This window comes from Aquabacterium sp. CECT 9606 (assembly GCF_918741295.1).
GTDB lineage: Bacteria > Pseudomonadota > Gammaproteobacteria > Burkholderiales > Burkholderiaceae_C > Aquabacterium.
Genome location: NZ_CAKKNB010000001.1, coordinates 727,796 through 745,455, shown reverse-complemented (window position 1 = coordinate 745,455; position 17,660 = coordinate 727,796). Strand labels below are relative to the sequence as shown.

The following is a 17,660-nucleotide window of genomic DNA, read 5'->3' as shown; positions in this document are numbered from 1 at the left end:
GCTTCAAGGCGCTTGATCGGGGCTGGGCAAGGCGCCCAGCTTGATCAACTCGCGCTCGCATTGGCCCGCATCCACGAACTGAACCGTTTTCCATCCCAGTTGCTGGGCGGCGGCCACATTGCCCGCGTGGTCATCGATGAACACACAGCGGCTGGGCGCCAGCCCAAACTGCTCCGCCGCAGTGGCGAAGATGGCCGCCTCGGGCTTGATCTGCCCCACCTCGCATGAAAACACGCCATCGCGAAAGTGCTGCATGACAGCATGTTCGCGCAACAGGTAGTCGGCATAGGGGCTGGGCATGTTCGACAGGTAATGCAGTCGCGTGCCAGCCACGGCCAGGCGTTCAATCCAACTCACCGTGGCGGCGATGGGCGCCAGGTGAACAGGAATGGCATCCAGCAAATGGTGCAGGTCTGGGTAAGCCAGCCCGGTGCGCTGGGCCAATCTGTGGTCAATCTCGGGCCGCTGCAAACGGCCCCGGTCAAACTCGGTCCAGTCGCTGCCGGGCGTGAAAGACTGGAAGATGCTCAGGGCCAAGGCCTGCGCCTGGTCGCGTGTGGTGGCCAGGTGCGGCCACAGCGACAAGATCAGATCAGGCGGGCTCCAGTTGAAGACCACGCCGCCCAAGTCGAACACCACCGCCTCGCACGGCAAGTCCTTCATCGAAGGCGCCCGATGAGGGCCGCCGTGGCGGCATCCAGGCCAGAGACATCGCCTGTGGCCAAGCGGGGGAGCAGGTCCTTGCTCAGCGCCTTGCCCAGCTCCACGCCCCATTGGTCGAAAGAGTTGATGCCCCACAAGGCACCGCTCACAAAAGTACGGTGCTCGTAAAGCGCCACCAGGGCGCCCAGGGATTCGGGCGTGAGCTGGTCCAGCACCAAGGTCAGGCTGGGGCGGTTGCCAGCGAACGTGCGGTGCCGCGCCAGCACATCAACCGCCAAGCCGCTGGAGGCCGCCGTGGGCACGGTTTCCTGCACGGCCTCCTGCTGGGTCTTGCCCCACATCAAGGCCTGCGCTTGGGCCAGCCCATTGCTCAGCAAGACCTGGTGCTGTTGCGCCATCAAAGCCTGCAGCGCAGGCGACCATTGGCTTTCATCGCGGTGAGTGGCTTGCCTGACCAGGATGAACTCCAGCGGGATGACATCCGAGCCTTGGTGCAGCATCTGGAAGAAGGCGTGCTGGCCGTTGGTGCCCGGCTCGCCCCACACCACGTCGCTGGTGGCGTATGGCAAAGGCTCGCCATCCTGGTCCACGCTCTTGCCGTTGCTTTCCATCAGCAGCTGCTGAAGGTAAGCGGGCAAACGCCTCAGCCCATGGTGGTAAGGCGCGATGCCGTGGCTGGTGTAGCCCTTGAAATTGCGGTACCAGACGTCGAGCAGCCCCAGCCACACAGGCAGGTTGGATTCAAGCGGTGCCTGCGCGAAATGCAGGTCCATGGCGTGGGCACCCGCCAGCAAGGCCTTGAAGTGATCGCGGCCCAAGGCCAGCGCAATGGGCAGGCCGATCGACGACCACATCGAGAATCGCCCGCCCACCCAATCCCAGAAGCCAAAGGTCGTGGTCACGCCAAAAGCGGCCGCGCCTTCCACATTGGTGGTGGTGGCCACGAAATGCCGGGCGATGTCCTGGCCGCCCTGCTCCAGAAACCATTGGCGCGCGGCTTGCGCATTGGCCATGGTTTCCTGGGTGGTGAAGGTCTTGGAGGCGATGATGAACAGCGTGTGCTCGGGCCGCACGCGGCGCAGCACCGCCGCCAGATCGTGGCCATCCACATTGGAGACGAAATGGAAATTCAAGCCCGGGTGCACGAAGGGATCCAGGGCCGGGACCACCATTTGCGGCCCCAGATCCGAGCCGCCAATGCCGATGTTGACCACGTCGTGGATGTCACCGCCAGCCGGCCCGCCTGCGGTGGCGCGGATGCCCTCCACATACGCCAGCATCTGGTCCAAGGTCTCGTGCACCAGATCGCTGTGCGGGGCCTGGCCACGGGGGGCGCGCAAGGCCGTGTGCAACACCTCACGGCCTTCAGTCTGGTTGATGGGCTCGCCAGCCAGCAGCGCATCGCGCCGGGCCTCGATGCCGCATTCACGGGCCAGGTCCAGCAGATGGCGGGTGGTGGCCACATCCCAATGGGCACGCGACGCGTCCACGAAGACGCCGGCGGCCTCGAAACCGAAACGGCTGGCGCGCTGCGGGTCCTGGGCGAACAGGTCGCGCAAATCCAGGCCGCGGCCATGCGCCTCGAAATGCCCCTTCAAGGCCTGCCAGGCCACCGTTTGATCACAGCGCGGAAAAGTCATGCCCACCGCTCCAGCCATCAGCGCAACGCTTCGATGAGCGCGTCGAGCTTGGCCGAATCCACCGCGAACGATCGGATGCCTTCAGCCAGCTTCTCGACGCCCATGGCGTCGTCGTTCAAGGCATAGCGGAAAGCGGCCTCGGTCAGCGGTGGCACGGGTTCAGTGGCCCCCGTGTTGCCCCCACCCAGCTGCCTGAGCACCGGCTGGCCGCCCGCGTCCGTGGCCTGCAACTGGGCCAGCAGTTCAGGGCTGATGGTGAGCAGATCGCAACCGGCCAGGGCCAGGATCTGGCCCACGTTGCGGAAGCTGGCGCCCATCACCTCGGTGCGGATGCCCTGCTGCTTGTAATAAGCGTGGATGCGTGTCACCGACTTCACGCCGGGGTCGTTCAGGCCCGCATTGGCAGCCTCGTCCCAGGCGCTGCCGGCAGTCTTTTTGTACCAGTCGTAGATGCGGCCCACGAACGGCGAAATCAGTTGCACGCCCGCGTCACCACACGCCTGGGCCTGGCAGAACGAGAACAGCAAGGTCAGGTTGCAGTGGATGCCTTCCAGCTCCAGCTGACGCGCGGCCTGGACGCCCTCCCAGGTGGAGGCGATCTTGATCAGCACGCGAGCGCGGTCAATGCCGGCGGCCTGGTACAGCCCGATGATGCGGCGTGCACGGGCCAGCGTGCCCTCGGTGTCAAAGCTCAGCCGCGCGTCCACCTCGGTGGAGACGCGGCCCGGCACGACCTTCAGGATCTCAAGGCCAAAACGCACCAGCACCTGGTCGACGATGGCATCCAGCGCCTCGCCCCGGTGGGCGGCCACGGTGTCGGCCAGCAAGGGCGCATAGTCGGCCTTTTGAACCGCCTTCAGGATGAGCGACGGGTTGGTCGTGGCGTCTTGCGGCGTGAACTGTGACAACTGCTTGAAGTCGCCGGTGTCGGCCACGACTGTGGTGAATTGCTTGAGCTGGTCGAGTTGGGAAGCCATGAAGTGAGCTCTTGCTCTCAAATTGTTTTATCGTGGGCTTGATTTTGAATGGTTTTTCGTGACAAACCGCTGCGATACCTTTTTTACACCCTCTTGAGCCATGTCTTTTGACCTCGTTTTTTTTGGCGGCACCGGCGATCTGACCTGGCGCAAACTCATGCCGGCTTTGTTCCAGGCCTGGCGCCATGGCAAGCTGCCCGCCCATGGCCGCATCCTGGCCGTGGCCCGCGATGACCGCGACGACGCCGGCTACCGAGCCTGGCTGAAGGATCGGCTGCAGGAGGCCGAGAGCGCCAAGCGGCCCAGCGAGGAGGAGTTCGCGCGGTTCTCCGAGCTGATCCACTACCTGCGCATGGACCTGTCGCAACCCACCGACTACCAGCGCCTCAAGGAATGGCTCGCCGCACGCAATGCCGACACGGTGGTCATTTACCTGGCCACCAGCCCGCACCTCTTCCCCTCGATCTGCGAGCAATTGGGCGCCTGCGGCCTGAACCACGACCGCGTGCGTGTGGTGCTTGAAAAGCCCTTGGGCCATGACCTGGCCAGCGCCCAGGAAATCAACCGCGTGGTGCGCTCGGTGTTCTCTGAACAACAGGCCCTGCGCATCGACCATTACCTGGGCAAGCCTTCGGTGCAGAACCTGATGGCCCTGCGTTTTGGCAATGTGCTGTTCGAGCCTCTGTGGCGGCGCGAAAGCATCGCCAACATCCAGATCACCCTGGCCGAGAGCATTGGCGTGGGCACGCGCGGCGATTTCTACGACCGCACCGGCGCCTTGCGCGACATGATCCAGAACCACGCCCTGCAACTGCTGACCATGATCGCGATGGAGCCGCCGTCCAGCGCAAACGCCGACGCCATCCGCGACGAGAAACTCAAGGTGCTGCGTTCGCTCAAACCATTTGATGCCATCTCCGTGGCCCGCGACGTGGTGCGGGGCCAGTACCGGGCTGGCAATGTCGAGGGCCATGCCGCCGTGGGCTACATTGAAGAAAACAAGGTGCCGCCCGGCAGCCACACGGAAACTTTCGTGGCCCTGCGTTGCGAGATCCAGAATTGGCGTTGGGCGGGCGTGCCTTTTTACCTGCGCACCGGCAAGCGCTTGGCCCAGCGTCAGGCGGAGATCGTGGTCAATTTCAAGGCCACGCCGCACCCTATTTTTCCGGGGCCCAACGCGGCCAACAAGCTGGTGATCAAGCTGCAACCCGAAGACGGCCTGGAGTTGCAGCTGTTGGCGGCCAAAGGCACCTCGTCTGGTGCCGAGCACGAGGCCTTGTCCCCCGTTTCACTGGACCTGGATTTCGACAAGGCCTTCCCGACCAACCGCGTGGGCGCTTACGAGCGCATGCTGCTGGACGCGCTGGCGGGCCGCTTGAACCTGTTCGTGCGCTCAGACGAGCAGGAACAGGCCTGGCGCTGGGTCGAGCCCATCCTGGAGGCCTGGAGCGCCCAGCCCAATGGGCTTCGCCCCTATGCGGCGGGCACCTGGGGGCCACCGGCCGCCAGCGCCTTGGTGGCACGCGACGGATTTGCCTGGGCCGAGGAAGAGTGCTGAGGCTGCGCCGTCTCGGCGATCAAACCGATTGCAGCAGCCCATCGACGCCGTAAAGGCGCGCCAATTCCTGCAATTTTCTGGGCAGCGATTGCACGGCAAAGGCCCGGCCCTTGGCCCGTGCCATGCGCTGGCACTCCAGCAACACGGCCAAAGCGCTGGAATCGAACTGCTCCAGTGTCGAGCCGTCCACGGTCAGCATGGCCGCCTCGCCAGAGCCAGCGGCCGCCGCACGGTCCAGCGTCTCCCGGAACAAACGCAAGGTGGCACCCACCTGGGCATGGGTCAGCACAGCGGGCAACATCAGCATCGGAATCAGCCCGCTGGCTTCTTGGCGGCCAACTGCTTGTTGCGCTCGGCCAGCTTGGCGATCAGGCCATCGACGCCAGAGGCCGTGACTTCCTGGGCAAAGCTGCTGCGGTAGGTTTCCACCAACCACGCACCCAGCACATTCACGTCGTAGATCTTCCAGCCATCGCCCGCTTTTTCGACGCGGTAGTCGATCTGCACGGGGTCGCCCTTGCCGCGCACCAGCGAACGCACGATCACCTCGGTGTCTTCCGGGCGCGAACGCACCGGCTTGAACTCCACGACCTGGTCCTTGATCTGGGCCACGGCACCAGCGTAGGTGTAGGTCAGCAAGGTGCGGAATTCGTCTTGCAGGCGCTTTTGCTGCTCAGGCGTGGCCTGGCGCCAGTTGCGGCCCACGGCAGAGGCCGTCATGCGCTGGAAGTTGACGTAAGGCAGCACCTTGGCTTCGATCACCGCAATTGCCTTGCGCAGGTCACCCGACTGGATGGCCTTGTCGCCACGCACGGTGTTGATCAGATCCGCGGTGATGCCTTTGACGAACAGGTCGGCCGTCTGGGCACCCATGGCAGCGCTTGAATCGGTCGACGCTGCCATCGCGGTTTGCGCCAGCACGGCGGGACCAGCCGAGGCCAAAGCCACGGCAAATGCCACGGAACGCAGCACGGTGCGGGTGGAAAGCTTTGAAATGTTCAAGATCTTCGTCCTAAGGATGATGGTCATGCTGTCTTAACGCACGAACTCGTCCGCGCGTAGACCTTGCAGCTCGGCCACGGTGATGGCAGACCAGTGGGGGCCATCTTTTTCAGCATCGACCTTGGATTGCGGGGCCACGGGGGCGGCAGCGGGGTCGCTGTCATAGTCTTCTTCGTCCTCTTCGGGCGGCTCGCCGTTGTAAACCTGGCTCTGCCGGCGCTGCAAGTAGGCATCGCGCACGAAAGAATACGGGTCCAGGGCCACATCGCCCAGAAGATTGGTGACATCCAGCACGCTAGCGCGGGCATTGATCACCTGCAAAATGGACACGACATTGGCGGTCTCGTCGTTGAGCACCAAACGGGGGCTGAAATACAGATCCCCCGGGATGCTCACCGAATCGCGCAGGGTGGAGGGACCCAAAAACGGCCACACGATGTAGGCGCCAGGCTTGACACCCCAGACGCCCAGCGTTTGCCCGAAATCCTCACTCTGGCGCTCCAGGCGCATGGGAGTGGCGATGTCGATCAAACCCGCCAGCCCGAGGGTGGTGTTGACACTGACCCGCATGACCTGCGTGGCCCCGTCACCGGGATGGCCTTGCAGAAAGAGGTTGAGGGCCGACCAAAGGTCTTTGAAATTGCCACCAAAATTGCTGATCGCCGTGCGCACGGGTTGAGGCGTCACGGCCTTGTAACCCGTGGCCACGGGCTTGAGCACGTTGTCGTCCAGCGATTGGTTGAACGAAAACACTTTGCGGTTCATCGACTCCAGTGGATCTGGATTCTGGCGTGTGGCGCAGCCTTGCAATAAAGCTGTTGATGCGATGACCAAACCGCCCAGGCCTGTCTTGACCCAGTCCAGATTTTGATTCACTTCTTCTCTCCCGAAGCACCACCGCCATCCGCCGCCTTGCTGTACAAAAACTGACTGATCAGGTTTTCAAGCACGATGGCCGATTGGGTGGTTTTGATGGCATCACCCTGAGCCAGGTTGGTTTGTTCGTAGCCTGGCTCCAGGCCAATGTACTGCTCGCCCAACAAACCTGCTGTGAGGATTTTGGCGGAACTGTCTTTGGGAAAGCTCACGCCCTTGTTCAAAGCGATTTCAACACTGGCCTGAAAGGTCTTGTCGTCGAATTTGATGGACTGCACACGGCCAATCACCACGCCAGCGCTCTTGACGGCGGCTTTGGGCTTGAGCCCGCCGATGTTGTCGAAGCGCGCCGTGACCAGGTAGGTCGGGTCGAACGACAAGGTCAGCAGGTTGCCGGCCTTGAGTGCCAGGAAAAGGATGGCCGCCGCGCCCAACAGGACAAACAAACCCACCCAAACGTCAAATTTCGATCGTTGCATTGCTTTTCTCCGGGCCGATGCTTGTTGGTCTTGTCAGACCGAGAACATCATGGCCGTCAGTACAAAATCCAGCGCCAGCACGGCCAGCGAGGCCACTACCACGGTGCGCGTCGTGGCCCGGGATACCCCTTCAGGCGTCGGCTGGCATTCAAACCCCTGCAACAGGGCGACGAAAGTCACCGTGAAGCCAAACACCACGCTCTTGACCAGGCCGTTGCCCACGTCGTACCAGACATCGACCCCGCCTTGCATCTGGGACCAGAACGCGCCGGAATCGACTCCGATCATGACCACGCCCACCACCCAGCCACCAAAAATGCCCACGGCCGAGAACACCGCCGCCAGCAAGGGCATGGCGATGACACCGCCCCAGAACCTGGGCGCCAACACCCGCTGGATGGGGTCTACGGCCATCATTTCCATGGCGGCCAATTGTTCACCTGCCTTCATCAAGCCGATGCCCGCGGTGAGCGAGGTGCCAGCACGCCCAGCGAACAGCAAGGCGGCCACCACCGGGCCCAGTTCGCGCACCAGCGACAAAGCCACCATGAGGCCCAGCGCCTCGCTGGAGCCGTAGCGCTGCAGGATGTAATAGCCCTGAAGACTGAGCACGAAGCCTACGAACAGGCCCGAGACCGTGATGATGGCCAGCGAATGGTTGCCCAGAAAGTGGATCTGTTCGCTCAGCAAGCGCCCGCGCTTGAAGGTGGGCCACAGCGAGCCCAACAAACGCAGGAACAAGCGCGTGCCATACCCCAGGTCGGCGATCTTGCCGCGCAAGGCGTAGCCCACATTGGCGGGAGACAAGACCTTCATCATCCGCGAACTCCGTAGTCCTGGCCCGCGTCCACCGCAGGATGGTGGAAGCGCACCGGCCCATCCGGGGCGGCGGTCACGAACTGCTTGACCAGCGGATCGTCGCTGGCCCGCAACTCAGCCGGGGTGCCTTGCGCGGCAATGCGACCATTGGCCAGCAGCACCACGTGGTCGGCAATGAGGAACGACTCGTCCACATCGTGGGAGACCAGCACGCTGGTCAAGCCCATGGTGTCGTTCAACTCGCGGATCAGGCGCGCGGCCACGCCCATCGAGATGGGGTCCAGGCCGGCGAAAGGCTCGTCGTAGAGCATCAGTTCGGGGTCCAGCGCCATGGCCCGGGCCAAGGCCACACGGCGCGCCATGCCGCCAGAGATTTCGCTGGGCATCAGATCACGCGCACCGCGCAGGCCCACGGCATTGAGCTTCATCAACACCAGGTCGCGAACAATGGACTCGGGCAGGCGGGTGTGCTCGCGCAGCGGGAAGGCCACGTTTTCGAACACCGACAGGTCGGTGAACAAGGCGCCAAACTGAAAAAGCATGCCCATGCGCCGACGCGCGGCCATCAGGCCAGCGGCATCCAGGGTGCCGATGTCCACCCCGTTGATCAGCACCTGGCCCTTGATGGGGGACAGTTGCCGGCCGATCAGGCGCAACACCGTGGTCTTGCCGCCGCCCGAGGTGCCCATCAAGGCCACCAGCTTGCCGCGCGGCACCACCAGATCGATGTCGGACAAGATGACCCGGTCGCCATAGCCACACGTGACCCCGCGCAACTCCACGAGCACATCGGGAGATGATGGGGACAAGGCTGAGGGGGAGGCGGCGGACGTGTCGGCGATCATGGCAAAAAAATTGGCCGGTGGGCAAGCACCGGCCATTGGATGATAGGGGATTCCCCGCCGCCCTGCCGCCCGGGCGACGGGAAGGCACAACAGCCTGGTGTCTTATCTCGACAACTTCATGCAGATGGACGCAACGGAGCGCCAAATTTCTGTGAACTTCTACATGCTGTAGGTCAACTGAACATACAAGGACCGCCCAGGCATGGGCAGGTCGTTGGGAATGAGCACCTTCACGGGGCTGTCCGGTGAGTACAAGCTGGGCTCGCGCGCATCAGCATCGAACAGATTGCGAACAGAAACCGCGACATCCCAACCAGATTTGTGGCGAAGGGTGCGCAAGGTCAGGTCCATCGTGGCGTAGTCCGAAATGGGCGGCCGTGTATCACCGGGCGCCCGGTGGCGAGCCGCCACCCAATTGGCTTGCCCGCTCAACAGTAGGCTACCAGCAAACCTCCAGTCCAGACGACCAAAAAGGTGGTGGTGTGGCGCGTAGCCCGCGTCCTGACCGCTGGTTTCGTCCACCGACCGTTGGTAGGCGTAGTTCCCCGCCAGCCGAAGGTTGCGACGCAGATCATGGGTGGCTTCCAGTTCAAACCCCTGCCCGTGCTGGGAGCCGACGTTGTTCCAGGTGGCCGGAGAACCAGACGTGCGGATGATGTCCTTCATCTTGTAACGAAACAGGCTGAGTTGGAATTGGGTGTCGGGCCGGGCCTGCCAGGAGAACGCCGTTTCCAGCGTGTCGATGATCTCAGGATTCAAATCCGGATTGCCGCGCAGGACAGGGTTGTTGACGCTGTACAGCTCGGTGAAAGCTGGCGCACGGAAAGCCCGGCCATAGAGCAACTTGGCGGTCAGGTCCAGGCTGGCGTCCCACACCAGGGCCACCCGAGGGTTGGTGGTGACACCAAAGTCGGAATAGTCATCGCGCCGAATCCCGGTCGTCAGCACCCAATCCCGGGCCATGTTCCATTCATCCTGAACATAGGCATAGCGCACCTTGCGCCTGTGCGGGGTCAAGAACGATTGATCAACCGGGGACTCGATCAACGCGCCGCCAGCGATGGGCGCAGGGGCCGCCGAACCGGAAAGGATGAAGTTTTTGAATTCCTGCGTTCGGTACAGGTTCAAATCGTCCAGCCCCACGCCAAAGCGCATGTGGTGCCTTGCCAACCCGGCGTAAGAAGCCACGGCAGAGCCTCGCCATTGACGCTCCCAAGTATTGGGGGCGCCCAACATGCCATCAGGAAAAGCACCGCCCCATGCCCCCGGCGGATAGAGCTGCAACGGTGTGGGATACGTGGTGGCGTACGTGAAGTAGCTCCCCGTCAGATTCAGCGTCCAATCCTTGTTCAACTCGATGTCGTTCCAGGACAAATCGGCATTGAAGCGCTCGGTGCGGCCTTTGCCGACCGGGTCCAGGGCGCTGGCCGCACCGCCGCCCAGGCCGATCTCGTCGCGCACGCGATAGCCCGCCCGAAGCCGCAGTTTTTTGTAACCCAGGTCGATGCTGCTGTCCAGCGCATCATGGCCGGTGTTCACCGGGCCCGGAGCCCGGCTTGCATGGGTCGAGTAGGCGGCATCCAGGATGGACTGCGCGTCTGACTCCACCGTCCTCTTGAAGCCGTCTGTCGAGCCCAGACGCAAGTAAGCTGCCACGTCCAATGGTCCCAGCTTGCCACCGTACAGGCCCCAGGCATCCTTGGTCTGGAACGAACCGGCGCGCATGCCGAACTCCGCACCGGCAACGTCTGCACTCGACTTGGTGATGATGTTGATCACGCCTGAATAAGCGTCCGCGCCGTACAGGGCAGATCCTGGCCCGCGAATGACTTCGATGCGCGCAACGTTCTCCAACGGCAAACCAGCCCACGCGTTGCCCCGATTGCCGATGAACAACATCGTCATCGGCACACCGTTTTGCAGCACCAGCGTCTGCGGGTTGAACTCGCTGTAAATGCCGCGGATGACGTACAAAGGGTTGTAGCCCTGCACATTGCGACTGACGTGGATGCCTGGCACCGATTCCAGCACCTCGTCCAGATCGGTGGCGCCCATCGCGGCAATGTCTTGCGCGGTGATGACGGTGGCCACGGCTGGCGCCCGTCGCAAGGATTGCTCGCTGCCGGTGGCGATGCTGACGGTCGACTTGTCGCCATACGCCAACAAGGAGGGATCCTCCTCTTCACCAATCGCTTGCGCGTGCACGTGGGACAGCACGGCCATCGTGCACAGAACCAGCACCGACGCCGTACGACGAACGAAGCCCCGGCTCACTGGAACGAAACAGCTCATTCCTTGGTTCCTGTTTTTGACACCGCGCTGATTGTGTGGCATCCCATGTCATTTCGACAGGGTGCGAACCCAAGTTTCGACTTCAAAAACAGATCAGCGCAGGCCCACGGCGATGACCGCAGGCTCTGCGCTGGCAGGAGAAGGACCCGGGGGCTTACCGTGGCAGGTCGGACGTGCCCATCAGGAATTCGTCGATCGCGCGAGCGGCTTGGCGGCCTTCGCGGATGGCCCAAACCACCAGAGACTGGCCCCGGCGCATGTCGCCTGCGGCAAACACTTTGTCCACATTGGTGGCATAACCACCCATGAAGTCGGTGCTGGCGCGCGCGTTGCCGCGGTTGTCCTTGTCCACGCCGAAACCGTTGATGATGGTCTCGACCGGACTGACGAAGCCCATGGCCAGCAGCACCAGGTCGGCCTTGAGGGTCTTCTCGCTGCCGGCCACTTCTTCGAACTTGCCGTTCTTGAACTCGACGCGCACGGTCTTGACGCCCGTGACCTTGCCGCCTTCGCCGATGAATTCCTTGGTGGCGATGGCGAACTCGCGCTCGCAACCTTCTTCATGACTGGACGAGGTGCGCAGCTTGATCGGCCAGTAAGGCCAGGTCAGTGGGCGGTCTTCCTCTTCAGGGGGACGGGGCATGACTTCGAACTGCGTCACGCTGGCCGCGCCATGGCGGTTGGAGGTGCCAACGCAGTCAGAGCCGGTATCACCGCCACCGATCACGATCACGTGCTTGCCCGTGGCCATGATCTGGTCCTTGACTTTGCCGCCACCGTTGACTCGGTTCTGCATGGGCAGGAATTCCATCGCGAAATGGATGCCGGCCAGGTCGCGGCCAGGCACGGGCAGATCGCGCGATTGCTCGGCGCCACCCGACAGCAGCACGGCATCGAAATCGGCTTGCAGTTGCTTGGGCGAGACGGTTTCTGTGGCCCAGTTGGTGACCTTGCTGCCCTTGGGCAACTCACCGACCATGACGTTGGTCTTGAAGGTTACGCCTTCGGCTTCCATCTGCTTGACGCGCAAGTCGATGTGGCCTTTGTCCATCTTGAAGTCGGGGATGCCGTAGCGCAGCAGGCCGCCCACGCGGTCGTTCTTCTCGAACACCGTGACGTCGTGGCCAACGCGGGCCAGTTGCTGCGCAGCGGCCATGCCGGCGGGGCCGGAGCCCACGATGGCGATCTTCTTGCCGGTCTTGACCGTGGCAGGACGGGCCTTGACCCAGCCTTCGGCCCAGGCCTTGTCGATGATGGCGTGCTCGATGGACTTGATGCCCACCGGGTCGTCATTCACATTCAGCGTGCAAGCAGCCTCGCAGGGGGCGGGGCAGATGCGGCCGGTGAACTCGGGGAAGTTGTTGGTGCTGTGCAGCACCGTGATCGCGTTCTTCCAGTCGCCCCGGTACACCAGGTCGTTGAAGTCCGGGATGATGTTGTTGACCGGGCAGCCGCTGTTGCAGAACGGCGTGCCGCAGTCCATGCAGCGTGCGCCCTGGATCTTGGCCTCTTCAGGCTTCAGACCGATGACGAATTCCTTGTAGTTCTTCAGCCGCGTCTCGACGGGGGCATAGCCCTCTTCAAGACGGTCGAATTCCAAAAAGCCGGTGGGTTTTCCCATGTCGATGAACTCCTGAGTGTCTGGCCGATCAGGCCTTGGCCTTGCCAGACTTGGCCTTCACATCGTCCTTGGCTTTGGCGATGGTGGCGACGGTTTCTTGTTTGGCGCCCATTTCGGTGAGGGCGCGGCGGTATTCGTGCGGGAAGACCTTGACGAACTTGCTGAGTGAAGTGCTCCAGTTGTCCAGGATCTCGCGCGCGCGCAGCGATCCGGTCCAACGGTGGTGGTCTTCGATCAGCTTCTTCAGCAGGGCTTCGTCGGCGACATCCTTGTGGAAGGGGATGCCATCGGCCTGCTGGTCGGCGGCTGGCAGCACTTTTTCCAGGCTGACCTGGGCCAGGTTGGCGCGCTTGTTGAACTGGCCATCTTCGTCGTATACGTAAGCCACGCCACCGGACATGCCGGCTGCGAAGTTGCGGCCGGTCTGGCCCAACACGACGACGGTGCCGCCCGTCATGTATTCGCAACCGTGGTCGCCCGTGCCTTCGACCACTGCCGTCGCGCCCGACAGGCGTACGCCAAAGCGCTCGCCGCCCACACCGCGGAAGAAGGCCTCGCCGCTGGTCGCACCGTACAGCACCGTGTTGCCCACGATGATGTTGTCGACCGCGTTGCCACGGAAGTCGATGCTGGGGCGCACGACCACGCGGCCACCGCTCAGGCCCTTGCCGGTGTAGTCGTTGGCTTCACCGATCAGGTACAGGGTGATGCCCTTGGCCAGGAAAGCGCCGAACGATTGGCCGCCCGTGCCTTCCATCTGGATGAACACGGTCTGGTCAGGCAAGCCATCAGGGTGGTGCTTGATCAGCTCGCCCGAGAGCATGGCGCCCACCGTGCGGTTGACGTTGCGGGCCTCTTCCATGAACTGGACTTTTTCGCCCCGTTCGATGGCAGCGCGCGACTTCTCGATCAGGCGCACGTCCAGGGCCTTGTCCAGGCCGTGGTCCTGCGTCGACACGTGCAGGCGCGGCACGTCGGCAGGCACTGGCGGCAAGGCGAACACGCGGGTGAAGTCCAGGCCCTTGGCCTTCCAGTGCTCAACGCCCTTGCGGGTGTCCAGCAGGTCGGCACGGCCAATCAATTCGTCGAACTTGCGGATGCCCAGTTGCGCCATGATCTGACGCGCCTCTTCAGCGATGAAGAAGAAGAAGTTGACGACGTGCTCGGGCTTGCCGGTGAACTTCTTGCGCAGCACCGGGTCTTGCGTGGCCACGCCCACTGGGCAGGTGTTCAGGTGGCACTTGCGCATCATGATGCAGCCTTCGACCACCAGCGGCGCGGTGGCGAAACCGAATTCATCCGCCCCCAACAGCGCGCCAATGACAACGTCGCGGCCGGTCTTCATCTGGCCGTCGGCTTGCAGGCGGATGCGGCCGCGCAGGCGATTCAGCACCAGGGTTTGCTGGGTTTCGGCCAGGCCGAGCTCCCACGGCGTGCCGCAATGCTTGATCGACGACCAGGGCGATGCGCCAGTGCCGCCATCGTGGCCAGCGATCACGATGTGGTCGGCCTTGGCCTTGGCCACGCCGGTCGCCACCGTGCCCACGCCCACTTCGGACACCAGCTTGACCGAGATGTCGGCCGCCGGATTCACGTTCTTCAGGTCGTGGATCAGCTGGGCCAGGTCTTCGATCGAGTAGATGTCATGGTGCGGCGGGGGCGAGATCAGGCCCACGCCCGGCACCGAGTGGCGCAGCTTGCCGATGTAGTCGGACACCTTGCCGCCCGGCAGCTGGCCGCCTTCACCAGGCTTGGCGCCCTGGGCCATCTTGATCTGGATCTGGTCGGCGGACGTCAGGTACTCGGTGGTGACACCGAAGCGGCCCGAAGCCACTTGCTTGATCTTGGAGCGCAGGCTGTCGCCCGCATTCATTTCGTAGTCCACCTCGACCACATTGGCGCCAATCACGTCGGACACCTTGGTGCCTTGCTTGATCGGGATGCCCTTGAGCTCCTGGCGGTAGCGGCGGTCGTCTTCGCCACCCTCACCGGTGTTGCTCTTGCCGCCGATGCGGTTCATGGCCAAAGCCAGGGTGGAGTGGGCTTCGGTGCTGATCGAGCCCAGTGACATGGCGCCCGTGGCAAAGCGCTTGACGATCTCGGCAGCCGATTCAACCTCTTCCACCGGGATGGCCTTGGCCGGGTCGATCTTGAACTCGAACAAACCGCGCAAGGTCAGGTGGCGACGCGACTGGTCGTTGATGATCTGCGCGTATTCCTTGTAGGTATCGAACTTGTTGGCACGCGTGCTGTGCTGCAGCTTGGCGATGGCATCAGGCGTCCACATGTGGTCTTCACCACGGGTGCGCCATGCGTACTCGCCACCAGCGTCCAGCATGCTTTCCAGCACCGGATCGTTGCCAAAGGCAGCGCGGTGGTTGCGGATGCCTTCCTCGGCCACTTCGAACACGCCGATGCCGCCCACTTGCGTGGCGGTGCCGCGGAAGTACTTGTCGATCAGGTCCTTGTTCAGGCCGATGGCTTCGAACAACTGCGCGCCGCAATACGACATGTACGTGCTCACGCCCATCTTGGACATGATCTTGGACAGGCCCTTGCCGATCGCCTTGACGTAGTTGTAGATCGCCTTGTCGGCCGACAGATCACCGCCCAGGTCCTTGTGCATGGACACCAAGGTCTCCATCGCCAGGTAGGGGTGGACGGCTTCGGCGCCATAACCGGCCAGCACGGCGAAGTTGTGCACTTCACGCGCCGTGGCGGTCTCGACGACCAGGCCAGCCGACGTGCGCAGGCCCTTGCGGACCAGGTGATGGTGGATGGCCGACAGCGCCAGCAAAGCCGGGATGGCGATGTTGCTGCGGTCCATCTTGCGGTCGCTGATGATCAGGATGTTGTGACCCGACTGGATGGCCTCAACCGCTTCAGCGCACAGCGAGGCCAGCTTGGCTTCGACACCTTCGTGGCCCCAGGCCAGCGGATAGACGATGTCGATCTCGTAAGGCTTAAACTTGCCACCGGTGTGCTTGTCGATGTTGCGCAGGCGCGCCATGTCGTTGAAGTCCAGCACGGGCTGGGACACTTCAAGGCGCATCGGCGGGTTCACCGCGTTGATGTCCAGCAGGTTGGGCTTGGGGCCGATGAAGGACACCAGCGACATCACCACCGCTTCGCGGATCGGGTCGATCGGGGGGTTGGTCACTTGCGCGAACAACTGCTTGAAATAGTTGTACAGCGGCTTGTTCTTGTCCGACAGCACGGCCAGGGGCGAGTCGTTGCCCATCGAGCCGGTGGCTTCTTCGCCATTGGTGGCCATGGGGGCCATCAGGAACTTGACGTCTTCTTGCGTGTAGCCAAAAGCCTGCTGGCGGTCGAGCAGCGATTCGCTGAATTCGCCCACGATGCCGCTGGCCTCGATGGTGTCCAGCTTGATGCGGACGTTCTCGATCCACTGACGGTAGGGCTTGGCCTGCGTGAACTGGGCCTTGAGCTCTTCGTCGTTGATGATGCGGCCTTGCTCGAAGTCGATCAGCAGCATCTTGCCGGGCTGCAGGCGCCACTTCTTGATGATCTTGTTCTCGGGGATGGGCAGCACGCCCGATTCCGAGGCCAGGACCACCAGGTCGTCGTCGGTGATGATGAAGCGGGCGGGACGCAAGCCATTGCGGTCCAGCGTGGCGCCGATCTGGCGGCCATCGGTGAAGACCATGGCGGCCGGGCCGTCCCAGGGCTCCATCATGGCGGCGTGGTACTCATAGAAAGCGCGGCGGCGCTCGTCCATGGTCGAGTGCTGCTCCCAGGCTTCCGGGATCATCATCATCGCGGCTTGTGCCAGCGGGTAGCCCGACATGGTCAGCAACTCGAGCGCGTTGTCGAAGGTGGCCGTGTCTGATTGCCCGTCCATGCTGATGGGGTAGAGCTTCTTCAGGTCATCGCCCAGCACGGGCGACTTCATCACGCCTTCACGGGCGCGCATCCAGTTGAAGTTGCCCTTGACGGTGTTGATCTCACCATTGTGCGCCACCATGCGGTAGGGGTGGGCCAGCGGCCATTCGGGGAAGGTGTTGGTCGAGAAGCGCTGGTGCACCAGGGCCAGGGCCGAGGTCACGCGCTCGTCGGCCAGGTCGAGGTAGTACTTGCCGACCTGGTCGGCCAGCAGCAGGCCCTTGTAGATGATGGTGCGGCACGACATGCTGGGCACGTAGTACTCGCCGCCGTGCGTCAGGTTCAGGCTGGAGATCTTGCTGGACGCCGTCTTGCGGATGACGTAGAGCTTGCGCTCCAAGGCATCGGGCACGAGGATGTCCGGGCCACGGCCCACGAAGACCTGGCGCATGACCGGCTCTTTTTCGCGCACGGTGGGCGACATGGGCATGTCGCGGTCGACCGGCACGTCGCGCCAGCCCAACAGCACCTGGCCCTCGGCCTTGATGGCGCGCTCCATCTCTTGCTCGCACGCCAGGCGCGAGGCGCTTTCCTTGGGCAGGAAGATCATGCCCACGCCGTATTCGCCAGGCGGGGGCAGGTCCACGCCCTGCTTGGCCATCTCGGCGCGGTAGAACTCGTCTGGGATCTGGATCAGCAGACCGGCGCCGTCGCCCATCAAAGGGTCGGCACCCACCGCGCCGCGGTGGTCGATGTTTTCCAGGATCTGCAGGCCCTGGCGCACGATGCTGTGGGCTTTTTGACCCTTGATGTGCGCCACGAAGCCCACGCCGCAAGCGTCATGCTCGGCATTGGCGTACATCCCATGCTCGGCGGCATGCAGGATTTCTTGTTTCGTGGCCGAGGTGGAAGCTTCGGTGGTGGTGGGGAACTGAGTTCCCGAAGTCGCCTGGTTCATGGCGCGCTCCAGAGATGAGTGGAGATAAAACAACGGCAAAGAAGCCCAAGGATACTGCCTGGGGCCACAAGTATCAAGTTCATTTAT

Annotated in this window: 13 protein-coding genes; 1 reads left to right on the top strand and 12 read right to left on the bottom strand. The window is 63.1% G+C overall.

Annotated features, from left to right (window positions below):
- Window positions 1–3: 3 nt before the first annotated feature.
- From LQ232_RS03430 to tal, 3 genes are read right to left on the bottom strand one after another with little or no spacing between them, the layout of a single operon-like run.
- Complete coding sequence (locus LQ232_RS03430) at window positions 4–663, bottom strand: HAD family phosphatase (protein ID WP_230178976.1); 660 nt, start codon at window positions 661–663, stop codon at window positions 4–6.
- Window positions 660–2,303, bottom strand: coding sequence for a glucose-6-phosphate isomerase (gene pgi, locus LQ232_RS03425; RefSeq protein WP_230178975.1), 1,644 nt, complete (start codon window positions 2,301–2,303; stop codon window positions 660–662). The genes LQ232_RS03430 and pgi overlap by 4 nt, the downstream gene beginning before the upstream one ends.
- A gap of 17 nt (window positions 2,304–2,320) precedes the next feature.
- Window positions 2,321–3,280: a transaldolase gene (gene tal, locus LQ232_RS03420; protein ID WP_230178974.1), complete on the bottom strand. Its 960-nt coding sequence runs from the start codon at window positions 3,278–3,280 to the stop codon at window positions 2,321–2,323.
- A gap of 100 nt (window positions 3,281–3,380) precedes the next feature.
- Here tal and zwf point away from each other — a divergent pair, with 100 nt between their 5' ends.
- Window positions 3,381–4,838 carry a glucose-6-phosphate dehydrogenase gene (gene zwf / locus LQ232_RS03415; RefSeq protein ID WP_230178973.1) on the top strand — a complete coding sequence of 486 codons (1,458 nt, stop codon included), beginning with the start codon at window positions 3,381–3,383 and terminating at the stop codon, window positions 4,836–4,838.
- A 19-nt stretch (window positions 4,839–4,857) separates the two neighbouring features.
- Here the strand turns inward: zwf and LQ232_RS03410 are convergent, their stop codons facing one another.
- The 9 genes from LQ232_RS03410 to LQ232_RS03370 form a co-directional block, all read right to left on the bottom strand.
- Window positions 4,858–5,145: a lipid asymmetry maintenance protein MlaB gene (locus LQ232_RS03410; RefSeq protein WP_230178972.1), complete on the bottom strand. Its 288-nt coding sequence runs from the start codon at window positions 5,143–5,145 to the stop codon at window positions 4,858–4,860.
- A gap of 5 nt (window positions 5,146–5,150) precedes the next feature.
- Entirely contained in the window at window positions 5,151–5,840 is a 690-nt protein-coding gene (locus LQ232_RS03405; RefSeq protein ID WP_371820079.1) for a phospholipid-binding protein MlaC, read from the bottom strand.
- A 33-nt stretch (window positions 5,841–5,873) separates the two neighbouring features.
- Entirely contained in the window at window positions 5,874–6,716 is an 843-nt protein-coding gene (locus LQ232_RS03400; protein ID WP_230178971.1) for a VacJ family lipoprotein, read from the bottom strand.
- Window positions 6,713–7,195, bottom strand: a complete 483-nt coding sequence (mlaD, locus tag LQ232_RS03395; RefSeq protein ID WP_230178970.1) for an outer membrane lipid asymmetry maintenance protein MlaD — start codon at window positions 7,193–7,195, stop codon at window positions 6,713–6,715. The genes LQ232_RS03400 and mlaD overlap by 4 nt, the downstream gene beginning before the upstream one ends.
- Window positions 7,196–7,228: 33 nt before the next feature.
- Window positions 7,229–8,011: a lipid asymmetry maintenance ABC transporter permease subunit MlaE gene (mlaE, locus tag LQ232_RS03390; protein WP_230179715.1), complete on the bottom strand. Its 783-nt coding sequence runs from the start codon at window positions 8,009–8,011 to the stop codon at window positions 7,229–7,231.
- Window positions 8,011–8,859, bottom strand: a complete 849-nt coding sequence (locus tag LQ232_RS03385; RefSeq protein WP_230178969.1) for an ABC transporter ATP-binding protein — start codon at window positions 8,857–8,859, stop codon at window positions 8,011–8,013. The genes mlaE and LQ232_RS03385 overlap by 1 nt, the downstream gene beginning before the upstream one ends.
- A gap of 159 nt (window positions 8,860–9,018) precedes the next feature.
- The gene (locus LQ232_RS03380; protein ID WP_230178968.1) at window positions 9,019–11,151 is read right to left on the bottom strand and encodes a TonB-dependent siderophore receptor; all 2,133 of its coding nucleotides are present in this window, start codon (window positions 11,149–11,151) and stop codon (window positions 9,019–9,021) included.
- Window positions 11,152–11,305: 154 nt separating this feature from the next.
- Window positions 11,306–12,772: a glutamate synthase subunit beta gene (locus LQ232_RS03375; RefSeq protein ID WP_230178967.1), complete on the bottom strand. Its 1,467-nt coding sequence runs from the start codon at window positions 12,770–12,772 to the stop codon at window positions 11,306–11,308.
- Between the two features lie 28 nt (window positions 12,773–12,800).
- Complete coding sequence (locus LQ232_RS03370) at window positions 12,801–17,477, bottom strand: glutamate synthase-related protein (protein ID WP_230179714.1); 4,677 nt, start codon at window positions 17,475–17,477, stop codon at window positions 12,801–12,803.
- Window positions 17,478–17,660 lie beyond the last annotated feature (183 nt).

What these genes read in the sequence shown, in the direction of transcription:
- LQ232_RS03430 (WP_230178976.1), bottom strand. Translation starts at nt 663, where the DNA reads ATGAAGGACTTGCCGTGCGAGGCGGTGGTGTTCGACTTGGGCGGCGTG.
- pgi (WP_230178975.1), bottom strand. Translation starts at nt 2,303, where the DNA reads ATGACTTTTCCGCGCTGTGATCAAACGGTGGCCTGGCAGGCCTTGAAG.
- tal (WP_230178974.1), bottom strand. Translation starts at nt 3,280, where the DNA reads ATGGCTTCCCAACTCGACCAGCTCAAGCAATTCACCACAGTCGTGGCC.
- zwf (WP_230178973.1), top strand. Translation starts at nt 3,381, where the DNA reads ATGTCTTTTGACCTCGTTTTTTTTGGCGGCACCGGCGATCTGACCTGG.
- LQ232_RS03410 (WP_230178972.1), bottom strand. Translation starts at nt 5,145, where the DNA reads ATGCTGATGTTGCCCGCTGTGCTGACCCATGCCCAGGTGGGTGCCACC.
- mlaD (WP_230178970.1), bottom strand. Translation starts at nt 7,195, where the DNA reads ATGCAACGATCGAAATTTGACGTTTGGGTGGGTTTGTTTGTCCTGTTG.
- mlaE (WP_230179715.1), bottom strand. Translation starts at nt 8,011, where the DNA reads ATGAAGGTCTTGTCTCCCGCCAATGTGGGCTACGCCTTGCGCGGCAAG.
- LQ232_RS03385 (WP_230178969.1), bottom strand. Translation starts at nt 8,859, where the DNA reads ATGATCGCCGACACGTCCGCCGCCTCCCCCTCAGCCTTGTCCCCATCA.
- LQ232_RS03380 (WP_230178968.1), bottom strand. Translation starts at nt 11,151, where the DNA reads ATGAGCTGTTTCGTTCCAGTGAGCCGGGGCTTCGTTCGTCGTACGGCG.
- LQ232_RS03375 (WP_230178967.1), bottom strand. Translation starts at nt 12,772, where the DNA reads ATGGGAAAACCCACCGGCTTTTTGGAATTCGACCGTCTTGAAGAGGGC.
- LQ232_RS03370 (WP_230179714.1), bottom strand. Translation starts at nt 17,477, where the DNA reads ATGTACGCCAATGCCGAGCATGACGCTTGCGGCGTGGGCTTCGTGGCG.